General features: G+C 62.8%; 15 protein-coding genes. 10 read left to right on the forward strand and 5 right to left on the reverse strand.

Annotation, left to right across the window (positions count from 1 at the left end):
* Positions 1-92: 92 nt before the first annotated feature.
* Complete coding sequence (locus tag ACNQPL_RS04975) at positions 93-734, reverse strand: hypothetical protein (RefSeq protein WP_346612797.1); 642 nt, start codon at positions 732-734, stop codon at positions 93-95.
* A 369-nt stretch (positions 735-1,103) separates the two neighbouring features.
* Here ACNQPL_RS04975 and coxB point away from each other — a divergent pair, with 369 nt between their 5' ends.
* The 4 genes from coxB to ACNQPL_RS04995 are packed head-to-tail and all read left to right on the forward strand — an operon-like array spanning position 1,104 to position 5,345.
* Positions 1,104-2,231, forward strand: coding sequence for a cytochrome c oxidase subunit II (gene coxB, locus ACNQPL_RS04980; RefSeq protein WP_274097810.1), 1,128 nt, complete (start codon positions 1,104-1,106; stop codon positions 2,229-2,231).
* A 43-nt stretch (positions 2,232-2,274) separates the two neighbouring features.
* Positions 2,275-3,864, forward strand: a complete 1,590-nt coding sequence (ctaD, locus tag ACNQPL_RS04985; RefSeq protein WP_346612798.1) for a cytochrome c oxidase subunit I — start codon at positions 2,275-2,277, stop codon at positions 3,862-3,864.
* A 10-nt stretch (positions 3,865-3,874) separates the two neighbouring features.
* Entirely contained in the window at positions 3,875-4,441 is a 567-nt protein-coding gene (locus ACNQPL_RS04990; protein ID WP_346612799.1) for a cytochrome c oxidase assembly protein, read from the forward strand.
* Positions 4,442-4,457: 16 nt separating this feature from the next.
* The gene (locus ACNQPL_RS04995; protein WP_416466130.1) at positions 4,458-5,345 is read left to right on the forward strand and encodes a cytochrome c oxidase subunit 3; all 888 of its coding nucleotides are present in this window, start codon (positions 4,458-4,460) and stop codon (positions 5,343-5,345) included.
* 89 nt (positions 5,346-5,434) lie between these two features.
* Here the strand turns inward: ACNQPL_RS04995 and ACNQPL_RS05000 are convergent, their stop codons facing one another.
* On the reverse strand, positions 5,435-5,638 hold the full coding sequence (locus ACNQPL_RS05000) for a twin transmembrane helix small protein (protein ID WP_416466131.1): 204 nt from the start codon (positions 5,636-5,638) through the stop codon (positions 5,435-5,437).
* 51 nt (positions 5,639-5,689) lie between these two features.
* On the opposite strand from ACNQPL_RS05000, the gene ACNQPL_RS05005 reads away from it, so the two are divergent.
* Genes ACNQPL_RS05005 through ACNQPL_RS05030 form a run of 6 tightly spaced genes read left to right on the forward strand, consistent with a single transcriptional unit; the run spans position 5,690 to position 11,796 of the window.
* Complete coding sequence (locus ACNQPL_RS05005; protein WP_416466132.1) at positions 5,690-6,430, forward strand: SURF1 family protein; 741 nt, start codon at positions 5,690-5,692, stop codon at positions 6,428-6,430.
* Positions 6,396-6,980: a hypothetical protein gene (locus tag ACNQPL_RS05010; protein WP_416466133.1), complete on the forward strand. Its 585-nt coding sequence runs from the start codon at positions 6,396-6,398 to the stop codon at positions 6,978-6,980. Before ACNQPL_RS05005 ends, ACNQPL_RS05010 begins: the two co-directional genes overlap by 35 nt.
* Positions 6,981-6,989: 9 nt before the next feature.
* Complete coding sequence (locus ACNQPL_RS05015) at positions 6,990-8,063, forward strand: COX15/CtaA family protein (RefSeq protein ID WP_416466134.1); 1,074 nt, start codon at positions 6,990-6,992, stop codon at positions 8,061-8,063.
* Positions 8,048-8,941 carry a heme o synthase gene (gene cyoE, locus ACNQPL_RS05020; protein WP_416466135.1) on the forward strand — a complete coding sequence of 298 codons (894 nt, stop codon included), beginning with the start codon at positions 8,048-8,050 and terminating at the stop codon, positions 8,939-8,941. The genes ACNQPL_RS05015 and cyoE overlap by 16 nt, the downstream gene beginning before the upstream one ends.
* Positions 8,938-9,570: an SCO family protein gene (locus ACNQPL_RS05025; RefSeq protein WP_346612806.1), complete on the forward strand. Its 633-nt coding sequence runs from the start codon at positions 8,938-8,940 to the stop codon at positions 9,568-9,570. The genes cyoE and ACNQPL_RS05025 overlap by 4 nt, the downstream gene beginning before the upstream one ends.
* Before the next feature lie 54 nt (positions 9,571-9,624).
* Entirely contained in the window at positions 9,625-11,796 is a 2,172-nt protein-coding gene (locus ACNQPL_RS05030; RefSeq protein WP_416466136.1) for a M48 family metalloprotease, read from the forward strand.
* A 53-nt stretch (positions 11,797-11,849) separates the two neighbouring features.
* Here the strand turns inward: ACNQPL_RS05030 and ACNQPL_RS05035 are convergent, their stop codons facing one another.
* From ACNQPL_RS05035 to ACNQPL_RS05045, 3 genes are all read right to left on the reverse strand, one after another.
* The gene (locus ACNQPL_RS05035; RefSeq protein WP_346612808.1) at positions 11,850-12,620 is read right to left on the reverse strand and encodes a MetQ/NlpA family ABC transporter substrate-binding protein; all 771 of its coding nucleotides are present in this window, start codon (positions 12,618-12,620) and stop codon (positions 11,850-11,852) included.
* 64 nt (positions 12,621-12,684) lie between these two features.
* Positions 12,685-13,356 carry a methionine ABC transporter permease gene (locus ACNQPL_RS05040; RefSeq protein WP_346612809.1) on the reverse strand — a complete coding sequence of 224 codons (672 nt, stop codon included), beginning with the start codon at positions 13,354-13,356 and terminating at the stop codon, positions 12,685-12,687.
* Positions 13,356-14,363 carry a methionine ABC transporter ATP-binding protein gene (locus ACNQPL_RS05045; RefSeq protein WP_346612810.1) on the reverse strand — a complete coding sequence of 336 codons (1,008 nt, stop codon included), beginning with the start codon at positions 14,361-14,363 and terminating at the stop codon, positions 13,356-13,358. The genes ACNQPL_RS05040 and ACNQPL_RS05045 overlap by 1 nt, the downstream gene beginning before the upstream one ends.
* Between the last annotated feature and the right edge of the window lie 80 nt (positions 14,364-14,443).

The raw sequence follows: 14,443 nt of genomic DNA on the forward strand, positions 1-14,443 counted from the left end.
AAATGCCTACCCAAAGGCAGGCGGGAAGAGTCTATCCGTGCACGCTTCAGCCGATCAGCGGGAGCCGATTCCGATGGGGCTACTGGCGGACATCAGGCCGGCTGGCCCAACTCGACGCCCAGTTGCCGCGACAGGCAAGGCCAGCGCTTCCATGCTGCGCCGGTTTCGGGGCTGCTCAAGGTGTCGCGATAGGCCTCTACCGATTCAGCAGCGAAGCTTTCGTCATTGAGCATTTCATCCACCGAGTGGTGCACCACCTCGTCCAGCTGGTTGGCGAAGTCCTCGCCGATCAACTGATGGGCGATCAGGTTGGCCATGGTGGTATCGAAGGGGATCAGCGGTTGCTGGAAATGGCGGATATACAGGTCGTTCACTTCCTCCACCAGGCGATGCGCGAGGTAGGCCTCATCCAGCAGGCAGTCCACGCCGACATGCCCATCCATCACATGGGGCGGCTGCAGGAAGTAGGCTTCGGCAATCTTCAGTACAGGTTTGATCTGCGATTCGATACCGGCTTCGAGTGCCACCGCGTGGGCAGCCTCCAGCAATTCCGGAACCTGGTCGATGTAGGCGCTGACGAAGCGCGCCAAAGTACCCTGGGCGTCCTGCTCAGGCAGTTGGATCGAGGGGTGCAGGTGTGGCAGTTGGGCCTCGAGACGCTCTTTCAGTTGGCCAGTACGGCGTTCGTGATCGTGGGCTTGGCTGATTTGCTCGCGTACAGCAGCGATGTTCATGACAACTCCAGGGACAAGACGTTTCAAACGGAAGACACTAAATTAGCTCGGTATACAGAATACCTAAGACGCATTTGTTATAAATCCCGCAAACGTGTGCGCTCTTGGCTATATGTTGGCGCCACTATTATGCCATGCCCTATCTAGAATGGGCCTTGCGGGGTATTTGGGTATTTCGTGAAGTTCATTTCATGCTCGCCGTTGCGTGCCATTGGTCGCTGTCTATACTCGGGTTGAACGTGATTCGTTGATGAGGCCCGACTGCATTTCGCAGGGGCTCGGTCGTCGAAGCCAGGCAGTCTTGACCGCCGTTCCCTCTTGCCGCAGGCCACGCCTCCGGGACAACAAGAATTAGAAGGGGAACCCGCAATGATGCGACATCCACATGTCTGGATGGGCCTCCTGTTGTGGACGGTTTTCGGTCAGGCCAACGCCGCCTGGACCGTGAACATGGCACCGGGGGCGACGGAAGTCTCCAACGCTGTGTTCGACCTGCACATGACCATTTTCTGGATCTGCGTGATCATCGGCATCGTGGTGTTCGGTGCGATGTTCTGGTCCATGGTCGTCCACCGGCGCTCCACCGGCCAGCAGGCTGCGCATTTCCACGAGCACACCTGGGTGGAGATCATGTGGACCGTGGTCCCCTTCCTCATTCTGGTGGCCATGGCCATACCGGCCACCAAGACCCTGATCGACATCTACGACGCCAGCGAGTCGGACATCGATATCCAGGTCACCGGATACCAGTGGAAGTGGCATTACAAATACCTGGGCCAGGACGTGGAGTTCTTCAGCAACCTGGCCACCCCTGCCGACCAGATTCACAACAAGGCGCCCAAGGACGAGCACTACCTGCTCGAAGTCGACCAGCCGCTGGTGTTGCCGGTGGGCGCCAAGGTGCGCTTCCTGGTCACCGCTGCCGACGTGATCCATTCCTGGTGGGTACCCGCGTTCGCGGTCAAGCGTGACGCCATCCCGGGCTTCGTCAACGAAGCCTGGACGCGTATCGAGAAGCCCGGCATCTACCGCGGCCAGTGCACCGAGCTGTGCGGCAAGGACCACGGGTTCATGCCGGTGGTGGTGGAGGTCAAGTCCAAGGCCGACTACGACACCTGGCTGGGCGAGCGCAAAGCCGAAGCGGCCAAGCTCAAGGAGCTGACCAGCAAGGAATGGACCCTCGAAGAGCTGGTGGAGCGCGGCGACAAGGTCTACCACACCACCTGCGTGGCCTGTCACCAGGCCGAGGGCCAGGGGTTGCCGCCGATGTTCCCGGCCCTCAAGGGCTCGAAGATCGCCACCGGGCCGAAGGAAGGCCACCTGGGCATCGTCTTCCACGGCAAGCCCGGCACTGCCATGGCCGCGTTCGGCAAGCAGCTCTCGGAAGTCGATATCGCCGCGGTGGTCACCTACGAGCGCAACGCCTGGGGCAACAACAAGGGTGACATGGTCACGCCGAAGGACGTGCTGGCGCTCAAGCAGGCAGAAGCGCAATGAACCGGGTTACTCGCGGCAGTCAGCAGATTGCAGGAGACAGGACATGAGTGCAGTGATCGACGACCACGCCCACGGCCATGAGCACGCGCACGGCCCAGCGAAGGGCCTGATGCGCTGGGTGCTGACCACCAACCACAAGGACATCGGCACGATGTACCTGTGGTTCAGCTTCATGATGTTCCTGCTCGGCGGCTCGTTCGCCATGGTGATCCGCGCCGAACTGTTCCAGCCCGGGCTGCAGATCGTCGAGCCGGCGTTCTTCAACCAGATGACCACCATGCACGGCCTGATCATGGTGTTCGGTGCGGTGATGCCGGCCTTCGTCGGGCTGGCCAACTGGATGATCCCGCTGATGATCGGCGCGCCGGACATGGCCCTGCCGCGGATGAACAACTTCAGCTTCTGGTTACTGCCGGCTGCCTTTCTGCTGCTGGTGTCGACGCTGTTCAGCCCAGGCGGCGGGCCCAACTTCGGCTGGACCTTCTACGCGCCGCTGTCGACCACCTACGCGCCGGCCAGCGTGACCTTCTTCATCTTTGCCATCCACCTGATGGGCATCAGCTCGATCATGGGCGCGATCAACGTCATCGCCACCATCCTCAACCTGCGTGCGCCCGGCATGACCCTGATGAAAATGCCGCTGTTCGTCTGGACCTGGCTGATTACCGCCTTCCTGCTGATCGCGGTAATGCCGGTGCTGGCGGGGGTGGTGACGATGATGCTGATGGACATCCACTTCGGCACCAGCTTCTTCAGCGCGGCCGGTGGCGGTGACCCGGTGTTGTTCCAGCATGTGTTCTGGTTCTTCGGCCACCCCGAGGTGTACATCATGATCCTGCCGGCGTTCGGCGCGGTCAGCTCGATCATCCCGGCGTTCTCGCGCAAGCCACTGTTCGGCTACACCTCGATGGTCTACGCCACCGGTGCGATCGCCTTTCTATCGTTCATCGTCTGGGCGCACCACATGTTCGTGGTCGGCATTCCGGTGGTGGGCGAGCTGTTCTTCATGTATGCCACCATGCTGATCGCCGTGCCCACTGGGGTGAAGGTGTTCAACTGGGTGAGCACCATGTGGGAAGGTTCGCTGACCTTCGAGACGCCGATGCTGTTCGCCATCGCCTTCGTCATCCTGTTCACCATCGGCGGGTTCTCCGGCCTGATGCTGGCGATTGCACCGGCGGACTTCCAATACCACGACACCTACTTCGTGGTGGCGCACTTCCACTATGTGCTGGTGCCCGGGGCAATCTTCGGCATCTTCGCCTCGGCGTACTACTGGCTACCGAAATGGACCGGCCACATGTACGACGAAACCCTTGGCAAGCTGCACTTCTGGCTGTCGTTCATCGGCATGAACATGGCCTTCTTCCCCATGCACTTCGTAGGCCTGGCCGGCATGCCGCGGCGGATTCCCGATTACAACCTGCAATTCGCCGACTTCAATATGGTGTCGTCGATCGGTGCCTTCATGTTCGGCGCCACACAGATCTTCTTCCTGTTCATCGTCATCAAGTGCATCCGCGGTGGCGCGCCGGCCCCGGCCAAACCCTGGGATGGCGCCGAAGGGCTGGAGTGGTCGGTTCCGTCGCCGGCGCCCTATCACACCTTCCAGACACCGCCGGAAGTGAAATAGGACCCCGCCCATGACCGGCCAACCGCTCAAACGCCTGGTACTGCGCCTGCTGATGCTGACGGTGGTGATGTTCGCGTTCGGCTTTGCCTTGGTGCCGATCTACGACGTGATGTGCAGAGCCTTCGGCATCAATGGCAAGACCGGCGGGCAGTACGAAGGCAGCCAGGTCAGCGACCCCACGCGGTCGGTGCGGGTGCAGTTCATGTCGACCAATGCCAGCGACATGGTCTGGGATTTCTACTCCACCGCCGACCAGCTCGAGGTCAACCCGGGGGCCGTCAACCAGATGATCTTCGTCGCCCACAACCCGACCGACCGGCCGATGAGCGCCCAGGCCATACCGAGTATTACGCCGGCTGAAGCCGCGGCTTATTTCCACAAGACCGAGTGCTTCTGCTTTACCCAGCAGGTGCTGCAGCCCGGCGAACGCATCGAGATGCCGGTGCGCTTCATCGTCGACCGTGACCTGCCGGCCAGCGTGAAGCACCTGACACTGGCCTACACCTTGTTCGACATCACCGCTCGCCACCCGCCGGTCGCGCACATCGTGGCCCAAGACGTTCAGGGCGCCCGTTAAGGGAAGGAGAACAGCAATGGCAAGTCACGATCACTACTACGTCCCGGCGCAGAGCAAATGGCCGATCATCGCCACTATCGGCATGTTCATCACCGTGTTCGGCCTGGGCACCTGGTTCAACGACCTCAAGGCCGGCCACCCTGATTCCCATGGGCCGCTGATTTTCTTTGTCGGTGCGTTGTTCCTCGCCTACATGTTGTTCGGCTGGTTCGGGGCGGTGGTGAAAGAAAGCCGCGCCGGGCTGTACAGCCCGCAGCTGGACCGCTCGTTCCGGTGGGGCATGAGCTGGTTCATTTTCTCTGAAGTGATGTTTTTCATGGCGTTCTTCGGCGCGCTGTTATATGTGCGCGTGTGGGCCGGGCCGTGGCTGGGTGGCGAGGGTGCCAAGGGTGTGGCGCACATGTTGTGGCCAAGCTTCGAATTCACCTGGCCGCTGCTGCACACCCCGGACCCCAAACTGTTCCCGCCGCCCAAGGACGTCATTGACCCCTGGCACCTGCCGCTGATCAATACCATCTTGCTGGTCAGCTCCAGCGTGACCATCACCATCGCCCACCACGCCCTGCGCCGTGGCCATCGTGGCCCGCTGAAACTGTGGATGGCATTGACCATTCTGCTGGGTATCAGCTTCATTGCCTTGCAGGCGTACGAGTACCACGAGGCCTACACCAAGCTGGGGCTGACGCTGGGGTCGGGGATCTACGGCGCGACGTTCTTCATGCTCACGGGCTTCCACGGGGCCCACGTGACCCTGGGCACGATCATCCTCATCGTCATGTTCGTGCGCATCCTGCGCGGGCACTTCAACCCCGAAAAGCACTTCGGTTTCGAGGCGGCCAGCTGGTACTGGCACTTCGTCGATGTGGTGTGGGTCGGGCTGTTCATCTTTGTGTACGTGCTTTAGGGCCCTGTCGCCGGCGCCCCCCCCCACCCCCACACACCCCGGGGGGGCGCGGGCTGGCGGGCGACAGGGCCAGTGGATCCGCTGAAGCATCAGAACGGCGCGTGAGACATCAGCTGACCACTGATCAAGCCGTAAGCCACCAGGCCGACGGTCAAGGCTGCCAGGGTGACACGCACCGTCAGCGCCTTCAGCAAGCGGGTCGAGTTTTCATCGTCCTTGACCAGAAACACAAGGCCACTGAACAGGCTGGCGATGGTGGCCAACAGCATCAGGACAATCGCGGCCTTGAGCATGGCGCTTCTCCAGGGGGATGCGGTAATGAGGATAAGTATAGCGAGGCGCCAGTGAGGCCGTTTCGGCCGGGCTGGGTACCGACCCTGGTGGTGCTTGCGCTACTGCCAGGGCTGATTGCGCTTGGTTGCTGGCAACTGAGCCGGGCCGATGAGAAGCGCGCCCTGCTGGCGACTTATGCCGAGCGCAGCGTTGATGCGCCGCTCTCCACTGCCCAGTTGCAGCAAAGCGACGATGCCGCCTTCCGTCGCGTGCACCTGTATGGCCGTTTCGATGCCGAGCACAGCCTGCTGCTGGACAACCGCATGCGCGATGGCCAGGCCGGCGTCGAGCTGCTGCAGCCTTTCCATGACCAGCCCAGCGGCCTGTGGCTGTTGGTCAATCGCGGTTGGCTGCCGTGGCCGGACCGGCGTGTACCGGTAACCTTCGACACACCGGTGCAGGCAATGGCCATGGATGCTTCCGTGTATGTGGCACCGGGCAGCACCTTCCAGCTGCACCCCGACCCGGTGGGCGGCCAATGGCCGCATCTGCTCACCGCCGTTAACCCCGCTCAATTATGGCAACAGCTTGACCGCGAAGGCTTCGGCCATGAGCTGCGCCTGCAGCCAGGCCCTGCGGCCTACCGCCTGGATTGGCCGGTGGTTGCCATGGGCCCGGAAAAACACCTGGGCTACGCCGTGCAATGGTTTGCCCTGGCCGTTGCCCTGGTACTGCTTTACCTCTATTTCGGCTGGCACAACAAAAAGGAGAACCCTCATGGCCGCCGCCACCACTCCACTGGAAGTGCCTGAACGTCGCAAACCCAGAGCCCGTGGGCGCTTGCAGCTGATCCTGATTCTGCTGGTGGTGCTCGGCCCGATGATCCTGGCCACCAGCATGTACAAACTGAAGTTCTGGGTGCCGGAAGGTCGCAACTACCACGGCGCGATGATTGGCAACGGCGAGAGCCGCAGCGATATCGGCATTGCCGGCGATGACGCACGTTGGCAGTTGCTGGTCAGCGCCCCCGAGGCGTGTGCCGAGGAGTGCCAGCAGTTGGTCTACCTGGCCCGGCAGATTCAGATCGGCCTGGGCCGGGATGCCAGCCGCGCCAGCCATGCCCTGGCCACTTCCCAGGCCCTGAGCGGTGACTATCAGGCCTTGCTGGGCCGCGAGTACCCGCAATTGCAACGTTACCCGCTGGATGCCCAGCGCTACGTCCAGAAGGTTGGCGAACTGGCGCCGCAGCTGTGGATCGTCGACCCCCACGGCAACCTGGTACTGCGCTACGACGGCAAGGTCAACGGCAAGCATGTGCTGGACGACCTGCGCCACCTGCTCAAGCTGTCCAACATCGGCTAGGAGCCTGCCATGGCCAGACCCGGATTCCGCCTCGCTGTGTTCGCTACCTTGCTGGCACTGCTGGTCGTTCTGCTCGGTGCCTATACCCGCCTGACCCATGCCGGCCTGGGGTGCCCTGACTGGCCGGGTTGCTATGGCTTCATCAGCGTGCCTAAAACCGACGCGCAGCTGGCCCATGCCGAGATGCATTTTCCCGAGCATCCAGTGGAAGAAGCCAAGGGCTGGGCCGAGATGGTCCACCGCTACTTTGCTGGCACGCTCGCCCTGGTGATTGCACTGCTCGCTGTTCAGGCCGTGCGGCGCCATGCCCGCGACGGCCAGCCGTACCGCCTGCCGGTAATGTTGCTGGGCGTGGTGCTGGCCCAGGCAGCGTTCGGCATGTGGACGGTTACCCTCAAGCTGTGGCCGCAGGTGGTCACCGCACACTTGCTGGGTGGCTTCACCACCTTGAGCCTCTTGTTTCTGTTATCCCTGCGTCTATCACGGGCCTTTGCGCCACCGCCCAAGTTGCCGCTGAGCCTGCGGCGTATCGCGGCCTTGGCGCTGCTGGTGGTGGTCGGCCAGATCGCGCTGGGCGGCTGGGTCAGCGCCAACTATGCGGCCGTCGCCTGCATCGACCTGCCCACCTGCCATGGCCAGTGGTGGCCGGCAGCCGACTTCAGCAACGGTTTCCACCTCACTCAGCACATTGGCCCCAATTACCTGGGTGGGCAGCTGGACAGCGACGCGCGTACCGCCATTCATATCAGCCATCGCCTTGGGGCGTTGCTGGTCACCTGCGTGCTGCTGATGCTCAGCTGGAAGCTGCGCCGCTGCGGCTTGCCTGGGCTAGCGCGGCTGGTGCTGCTGGCGCTGGCGCTGCAGATCGGCCTGGGCATCAGCAACGTGGTGTTCCATCTGCCGCTGGCCGTGGCCGTGGCCCATAACGCCGGGGGCGCAATGCTGCTGCTGAGCATGGTCCTGGTGAACTACCGCATTCGGGTGGTCGACAAGGTGCGCGTCGGCCATGGCTGGCGCCTGACACCGGTAACCGGGCTGGGTGTGTCCCATCACATGAGGAATGACGCGTGGCGACGCTTCTGAATGTCCGGCGTGCCGGTTGGCGCGACTACCTGGAGCTGACCAAGCCCAAGGTGGTGGTGCTGATGTTGATCACGTCGCTGGTGGGCATGTTCCTGGCGACCCGTGCCGGTGTGCCTTGGAGCGTGCTGCTGTTCGGTAACCTGGGCATCGGCTTGTGTGCGGGCGGCGCGGCGGTGGTCAACCACGTGGTGGACCGGCGGATCGATGCGCTGATGGCGCGCACCCACAAACGGCCGCTGGCCGAGGGGCGGGTCGAGCCGCTGCCGGCGCTGCTGTTCGCCCTCGCCTTGGCGTTGCTGGGCATGGCCCTGCTGCTGGTATTCACCAACGCCCTCACCGCCTGGCTGACGCTGGCTTCGCTGCTTGGCTATGCGGTGCTCTACACCGGCTTTCTCAAGCGTGCCACGCCGCAGAACATCGTCATCGGTGGCCTGGCCGGGGCGGCCCCGCCGCTGCTGGGCTGGGTGGCGGTAAGTGGCCATGTCAGTGCCGAGCCGCTGCTGCTGGTGCTGATTATCTTCACCTGGACCCCGCCGCACTTCTGGGCGCTGGCCATCCACCGCAAGGAGGAGTACGCCAAGGCCGATATCCCGATGCTGCCGGTGACCCACGGGGAGCGCTACACCAAACTGCACAGTCTGCTCTACACCTTGATATTGCTGGCGGTCACGCTGCTGCCCTACGCCATTCACATGAGCGGCCCGCTGTACCTGGCCTGCGCCCTGGCATTGGGCCTGCGCTTCCTGCAATGGGCCTGGGTGTTGTACCGTGGCAGCCGGCCGCACGCGGCGATCGGCACCTTCAAGTACTCTATCGGGTACCTGTTCGCGCTGTTCATCGCGTTGCTCGTTGACCACTACCTGTTGCTGAACCTATGACCCGAACCCAGAAAACCGTCTTCATTCTCGTTGCCCTGGTCGCGTTGATCATGGGCCTGACCGTCAACAAGGTGCTTAACGGCCGCGATCAGCCCAACCCGACCGAGCTGATCGATGCCGGCATCATTCTTCTGCCACAAAGCCGTGCGGTGGCCGATGTGACCATGACCAACCAGGACGGCCAGCCGGTGGCGCTGGATGACCTCAAAGGCAAGTGGTCGCTGCTGTTCTTTGGTTACACCTACTGCCCGGACATCTGCCCGACCACCCTGGCCCAGTTGCGCCAGGTGAAGAGCGAGCTGCCCAAAGAGGCGGTGGACCGCCTGCAGGTGGTGTTGGTGAGCGTGGACCCGAACCGCGACACGCCGAACCAGCTCAAGCAGTACCTGGGCTATTTCGACAAGGATTTCGTTGGGGTGGCGGGGTCCATCGCGGATACCCAGAAGCTCGCCAATGCCTTGAGCATCCCGTTCATTCCGGCTGATACCAGCAAGCCGGGGTATACCGTGGATCACAGCGGCAACCTGGCCATCGTCGGGCCGGATGGGCGTCAGCGTGGGTTCATTCGGGCGCCGTTCAACAACCAGAAGCTGGTGGCGCAGCTGCCTGGGCTGGTCAAGCGGGACTGAAATTTGCGGGTCGGTTAGGATAGCCGCCCGTACACCTGGCATGGAGAGCCTCAAATGACGTCGCGTGACAAGCGCATTCTGGCCTGGCGCCTGGTCTTGCTGCCACTGTTGCTGATAGCGATGGCGGTTTGGCAAGTACAGCGTGCCGACGCGCACCGTACCCTGCTGCTGGAAGACAAGGCGCAACTGCAGCGTTTCATCGCCGAAATGGCACACATGGAAGCGGTAAACGACAGCCGTCACGTCCAATTCAACGGCAAGGCCTACGAGCCCTACGTGGCCCACAGCCTGGCCTACAATCGGCTCTATTACGTTGACCGTGAATTGGGCTTTGCCAAGGTCGGCACCTGGTTGGCGCATTTCTCCCTACGCTTCTCCCTCCTGCTGACGCTGCTGGGCGTTGCGTCGTTGCTGGCTTTTCACTGGGCGGGCAAGGCCGCGCTGGTATCAAGGGACCGCCTGGTTCGCCTTTTCTTCACCGTCAGCCAGGTGCTGCCGGTGGTATTGGTCGCCTGTATTCTGTTGCTCACGCTAACCGTCGTGCTGGAGATCGGCTATGAGGCGCTGTGGGTGTTTGCTTTGCAGCAAACGTCCGCAGGGGTCATCAAATTGCAGTTGCTGGTGGGCTTCTTGATGCTGGCGATGCTCTGGCCCCTGTATCGCCTGCCGGGCCAGCTGAAAAACATGTTGCAGCTGTTCAAGAATGAGCCCCTCGATATCTACGGGGGCGAGCTCACCGAGCAGCAAGCTCCCGCGCTATGGGCACGGGTGCGCGGCCTGGCCAAGCAAATGGAAGCACTGGAGCCGGACAACATCGTGGTCGGCTTCCTGGACGGTTTCTATGTGACATCCAGCGATGTGCTGTTGCACCCCGGCAATCGTAGGCTAGAGGGGCGTACCCTGTACCTTCCATTGCCTCTGCTTGCCGTGATCAGCCGCAATGAAAGCGATGCAGTGATCGCCCACGAACTGGCGCACTTCTCGGGCGAGGACACCGAGTACAGCATGCGCTTCATGCCCATCTACCAGGGTGCCGGGCGCAATATCGGCGTTGTCGGCGAACACATGGAGTCGGGTGTTCTGCAGGGCCTGCTGACACTGCCGGCGTATGCACTGGCGGTGCATTTCATGCAACGTTTCGACGGTGCTGTCAGCCACTGGAGCCGTCAACGCGAGCTGCTGGCCGATGCTGCAGGTGCGCGGATCGCCGGCCCTCAGGCCGTGGTGGACTCACTGGTGCGCATCAGCGCGCTGGAGGTGCTGATCGACCAGCACCAGACCGAGCTATGCAGGGTCCCCGAGGCGTGGCCCGAGGACTTGCTCGTCGCCACGCTTGATTACCTCGCTACACAAGATATCTGCCTGCCAGACGACGAGCTGGCCGACGGGCTGGGCCACCCCACCGACAGCCACCCACCCACTCGCGAGCGCATCGAGGCGTTGGGCTTGTCTGTGCAGGACGTACGCGGCAGTGAGGCCTTGCGCCCCGTCGTTGCGGCGCAAGCACTGGCTTGCCTTGCCGAGCTGCTCCCGGATCTGAAGGCATTGTCGCTGGAGCTGAGCGCGGCGATCGGCAGCCGCTTGCTGGAGCAGCGCAACGAGGTGCATGAGTACCTAAGGGCGCGCGCCGAGGCTGTAACGGGGACTTGCGTGCTGCACGAAGGTGCGCAGTGGCGTGGCCGCTTGCTGGTAGTCGTGTGCATTGCCTGCCTGGGTGCGGCGCTGTGGGTGCGTTTCGGGCTGCATGTGCAAAGTGCCAAGCCTGGGCTGGTTTCCTTCCTGAACTACTCGGCACTCGCCATCGCTGCCCTGGGCGTGTGGGTGGGCGTAATGGGCTGGCGCATGGTCCGCCGTGCGGCTACACCAGCGATGGTCCTGACACCGCATTGCGTCCAGTTTGCCAATACCCCTGAACCGATCGCCTTGCATCAGTTCGATCAATATGGGGTCAAAGTGACGCCGCAGCTTTCGGTGATGTTGAAGTTGGCAGACGACGCGCCCTTGCCAGTGTTTCACAAGCGACGCTTCTGGGAGCCGGATGCTCGGTTCGATGCCAAAACCCGTTGGGTCAGCCTGGCGCTCGGCCGCTGGAGTATGGAGGGGAAAGGCCTGAAGGCAGGGGAGCTGGCCGAGTTGGTCGAGCGCTACCTGGAGGCAGGGGCCGCGCGGCAGGCGCTGGAGGAGTTCGAGGCGGCGCCATCGGATGTGTCAGGCGCAGGGGCTTAATTGCAGCGGCGCCTCAATCGCCGGCAAGCCGGCGATTGAGTGCAGCCTACGGCTTAGAACGCCGGTACGACAGCACCTTTGTACTTCTCGGTGATGAACTGCTTCACCTCAGCCGAGTGCAGCGCAGCTGCCAGCTTCTTCATGTCATCCGAGTCCTTGTTGTCCGGGCGGGCAACCAGGATGTTCACGTAAGGCGAGTCGCTGCCTTCGATGGCCAGCGCGTCCTTCTCAGGGTTCAGCTTGGCTTCCAGCGCGTAGTTGGTGTTGATCAGGGCGGCATCGACCTGGGTCAGCACACGCGGGATGGTGGCCGCTTCCAGCTCACGGAACTTGATGTTCTTCGGGTTCTCGGCAACGTCTTTCACGGTCGACAGGATGTTGCTGCTGTCCTTGAGCTTGATCACGCCTGCCTTGTCCAGCAGCAGCAGGGCACGGCCGCCGTTGGTGGCGTCGTTGGGGATGACCACGGTGGCGCCGGACGGCAGCTCGTCGAGCTTCTTGTACTTGTTCGAGTACACGCCCAGCGGCTCGATGTGCACGCCGGCAACGCTGACCAGTTGGGTGCCCTTGGCCTTGTTGAACTCATCCAGGTACGGCTGGTGCTGGAAGAAGTTGGCGTCCAGGCGCTTTTCGGCCACCTGCACGTTTGGCTGGATGTAGTCGGTGAACTCTTTCACCTTGAGGTTCACACCGTCTTTCGCCAACTGCGGTTTGACGAAGTTGAGAATCTCGGCGTGGGGCACCGGGGTGGCGGCGACAGTCAGGTCACCGGCGTGGGCCGAGAAGGCCGCAATGGCGGCAGCGACAGCAAGCAGCTTCTTCATGAATCACTCCTTGTGAGGGCCGCGACGGCCCCCGAACGGGTCGGCCAGGCCGACCCCATTGGGGTTACTTACGGGAAAAATGCACGACCAGTTTGTCGCCCAGGCTCTGCAGCACTTGAACCAGTACCAGCAGCATGACCACGGTGACGACCATCACGTCGGTCTGGAAACGCTGGTAACCGAAGCGGATTGCCAGGTCGCCCAGGCCGCCGGCGCCGACCACACCTGCCATGGCGGTGTACGACACCAGGGTGATGGCGGTGACGGTAATGGCTGCAAAGATGCCCGGGCGGGCTTCTGGCAGCAGCGCATTGGTGATGATCTGGCGCGTAGTGGCGCCCATCGACTGGGTGGCCTCGATGATGCCGCGGTCCACTTCACGCAGGGCGGTTTCCACCAGGCGCGCGAAGAACGGCGTGGCACCCACCACCAGCGGCGGGATGGCGCCGGCGACGCCCAAGGAGGTGCCGGTGATCAGCACGGTGAACGGGATCATCACGATCAACAGGATGATGAACGGCAACGAGCGCAGGATGTTGACGATCAACGACAGCAGCGCATACACGCCCTTCTGCTCGAACATCTGCCGCGGGCCGCAGAGGAACAGCAGCACGCCCAGCGGCAGGCCCAGCAGCACGGTGAAGAACAGCGAGCCGAACAGCATGATCATGGTGTCGATGGTGGCCAGCCAGATTTCGGCCCAGTCGACGTTGGCGAAGAAATTCAGGGCGTCCATCAACGCAGTACCTCCATATGTACGTCAGCTGCGGTGAAGCGGTCGAAGGCCGCTTCCATGTCGCCGCCGGTGACGGCCAGGGTCAACTGCCCGTAGGGGACGTCCTTGATGCGGTCGATGCGCCCGGCAAGGATGCTGTAGTCCACACCGGTTTCGCGGGCCACGGTGCCCAGCAGCGGCGCATAGGTGGCGTCGCCCTGGAAGGTCAGGCGCACGATGCGGCCCGGTACGTGGGCGAAGTCGTCACGTTGCTCGCCTTCGTCGACCTGCTCGTCTTCCTGGACGAAGCGCTTGGTGGTCGGGTGCTGTGGGTGCAGGAACACCTCGGCCACCGAGCCTTGCTCGACGATCTGCCCGGCATCCATCACCGCCACGCGGTCGCAGACCCGGCGGATCACGTCCATTTCGTGGGTGATCAGCACGATGGTCAGCTTCAGCTCACGGTTGATCTCGGCCAGTAGTTGCAGCACCGAAGCCGTGGTCTGCGGGTCGAGGGCGCTGGTGGCCTCGTCGCACAGCAGGATTTTCGGGTTGGTGGACAGGGCGCGGGCGATGCCGACGCGCTGCTTCTGGCCACCCGACAGCTGCGCCGGGTACTTCCTGGCGTGGTCTTGCAGGCCGACGCGGGCCAGCAGCTCGGTGACGCGCTTGTCGATCTCGCTGCGCGAAAGCTCGCCGGCCAGGGTCAGCGGCAGGGCGACGTTGTCTGCAACGGTCTTGGAGGCCAGCAGGTTGAAGTGCTGGAAGATCATCCCGACCTGTTGGCGGAAGCCGCGCAGCTGGGTGGCGTTGAACGCGGTCACGTCTTCACCGTCGACGATGATCTTGCCGCCGGAAGGCTCTTCCAGCCGGTTGATCAGGCGCAGCATGGTGCTTTTGCCTGCGCCGGAATGGCCGATCAGGCCGAATACCTGGCCGTCTTCGATGGTCAGGCTGGTCGGATTCAGAGCGGGGATTTCCCTACCGGCGACGCGGTAGGTCTTGTGTACATGTTGGAACTCGATCACGTAGCGAACCTTGTGGGGCGCATGGAATTTGGGGTCAGCGGTTTGCTGGGGTGGCGCATTTTAGCCTTTTCCAATAGCTG

Source organism: Pseudomonas sp. LFS044, from assembly GCF_047978245.1.
Classification (GTDB): domain Bacteria; phylum Pseudomonadota; class Gammaproteobacteria; order Pseudomonadales; family Pseudomonadaceae; genus Aquipseudomonas.

Coding starts and splice junctions, on each gene's coding strand:
- ACNQPL_RS05030 (WP_416466136.1), top strand. CDS start 9,625: ATGACGTCGCGTGACAAGCGCATTCTGGCCTGGCGCCTGGTCTTGCTG.
- ctaD (WP_346612798.1), top strand. CDS start 2,275: ATGAGTGCAGTGATCGACGACCACGCCCACGGCCATGAGCACGCGCAC.
- ACNQPL_RS04990 (WP_346612799.1), top strand. CDS start 3,875: ATGACCGGCCAACCGCTCAAACGCCTGGTACTGCGCCTGCTGATGCTG.
- ACNQPL_RS05015 (WP_416466134.1), top strand. CDS start 6,990: ATGGCCAGACCCGGATTCCGCCTCGCTGTGTTCGCTACCTTGCTGGCA.
- coxB (WP_274097810.1), top strand. CDS start 1,104: ATGATGCGACATCCACATGTCTGGATGGGCCTCCTGTTGTGGACGGTT.
- ACNQPL_RS04975 (WP_346612797.1), bottom strand. CDS start 734: ATGAACATCGCTGCTGTACGCGAGCAAATCAGCCAAGCCCACGATCAC.
- ACNQPL_RS05010 (WP_416466133.1), top strand. CDS start 6,396: ATGGCCGCCGCCACCACTCCACTGGAAGTGCCTGAACGTCGCAAACCC.
- ACNQPL_RS04995 (WP_416466130.1), top strand. CDS start 4,458: ATGGCAAGTCACGATCACTACTACGTCCCGGCGCAGAGCAAATGGCCG.
- ACNQPL_RS05035 (WP_346612808.1), bottom strand. CDS start 12,620: ATGAAGAAGCTGCTTGCTGTCGCTGCCGCCATTGCGGCCTTCTCGGCC.
- ACNQPL_RS05025 (WP_346612806.1), top strand. CDS start 8,938: ATGACCCGAACCCAGAAAACCGTCTTCATTCTCGTTGCCCTGGTCGCG.
- ACNQPL_RS05040 (WP_346612809.1), bottom strand. CDS start 13,356: ATGGACGCCCTGAATTTCTTCGCCAACGTCGACTGGGCCGAAATCTGG.
- ACNQPL_RS05000 (WP_416466131.1), bottom strand. CDS start 5,638: ATGCTCAAGGCCGCGATTGTCCTGATGCTGTTGGCCACCATCGCCAGC.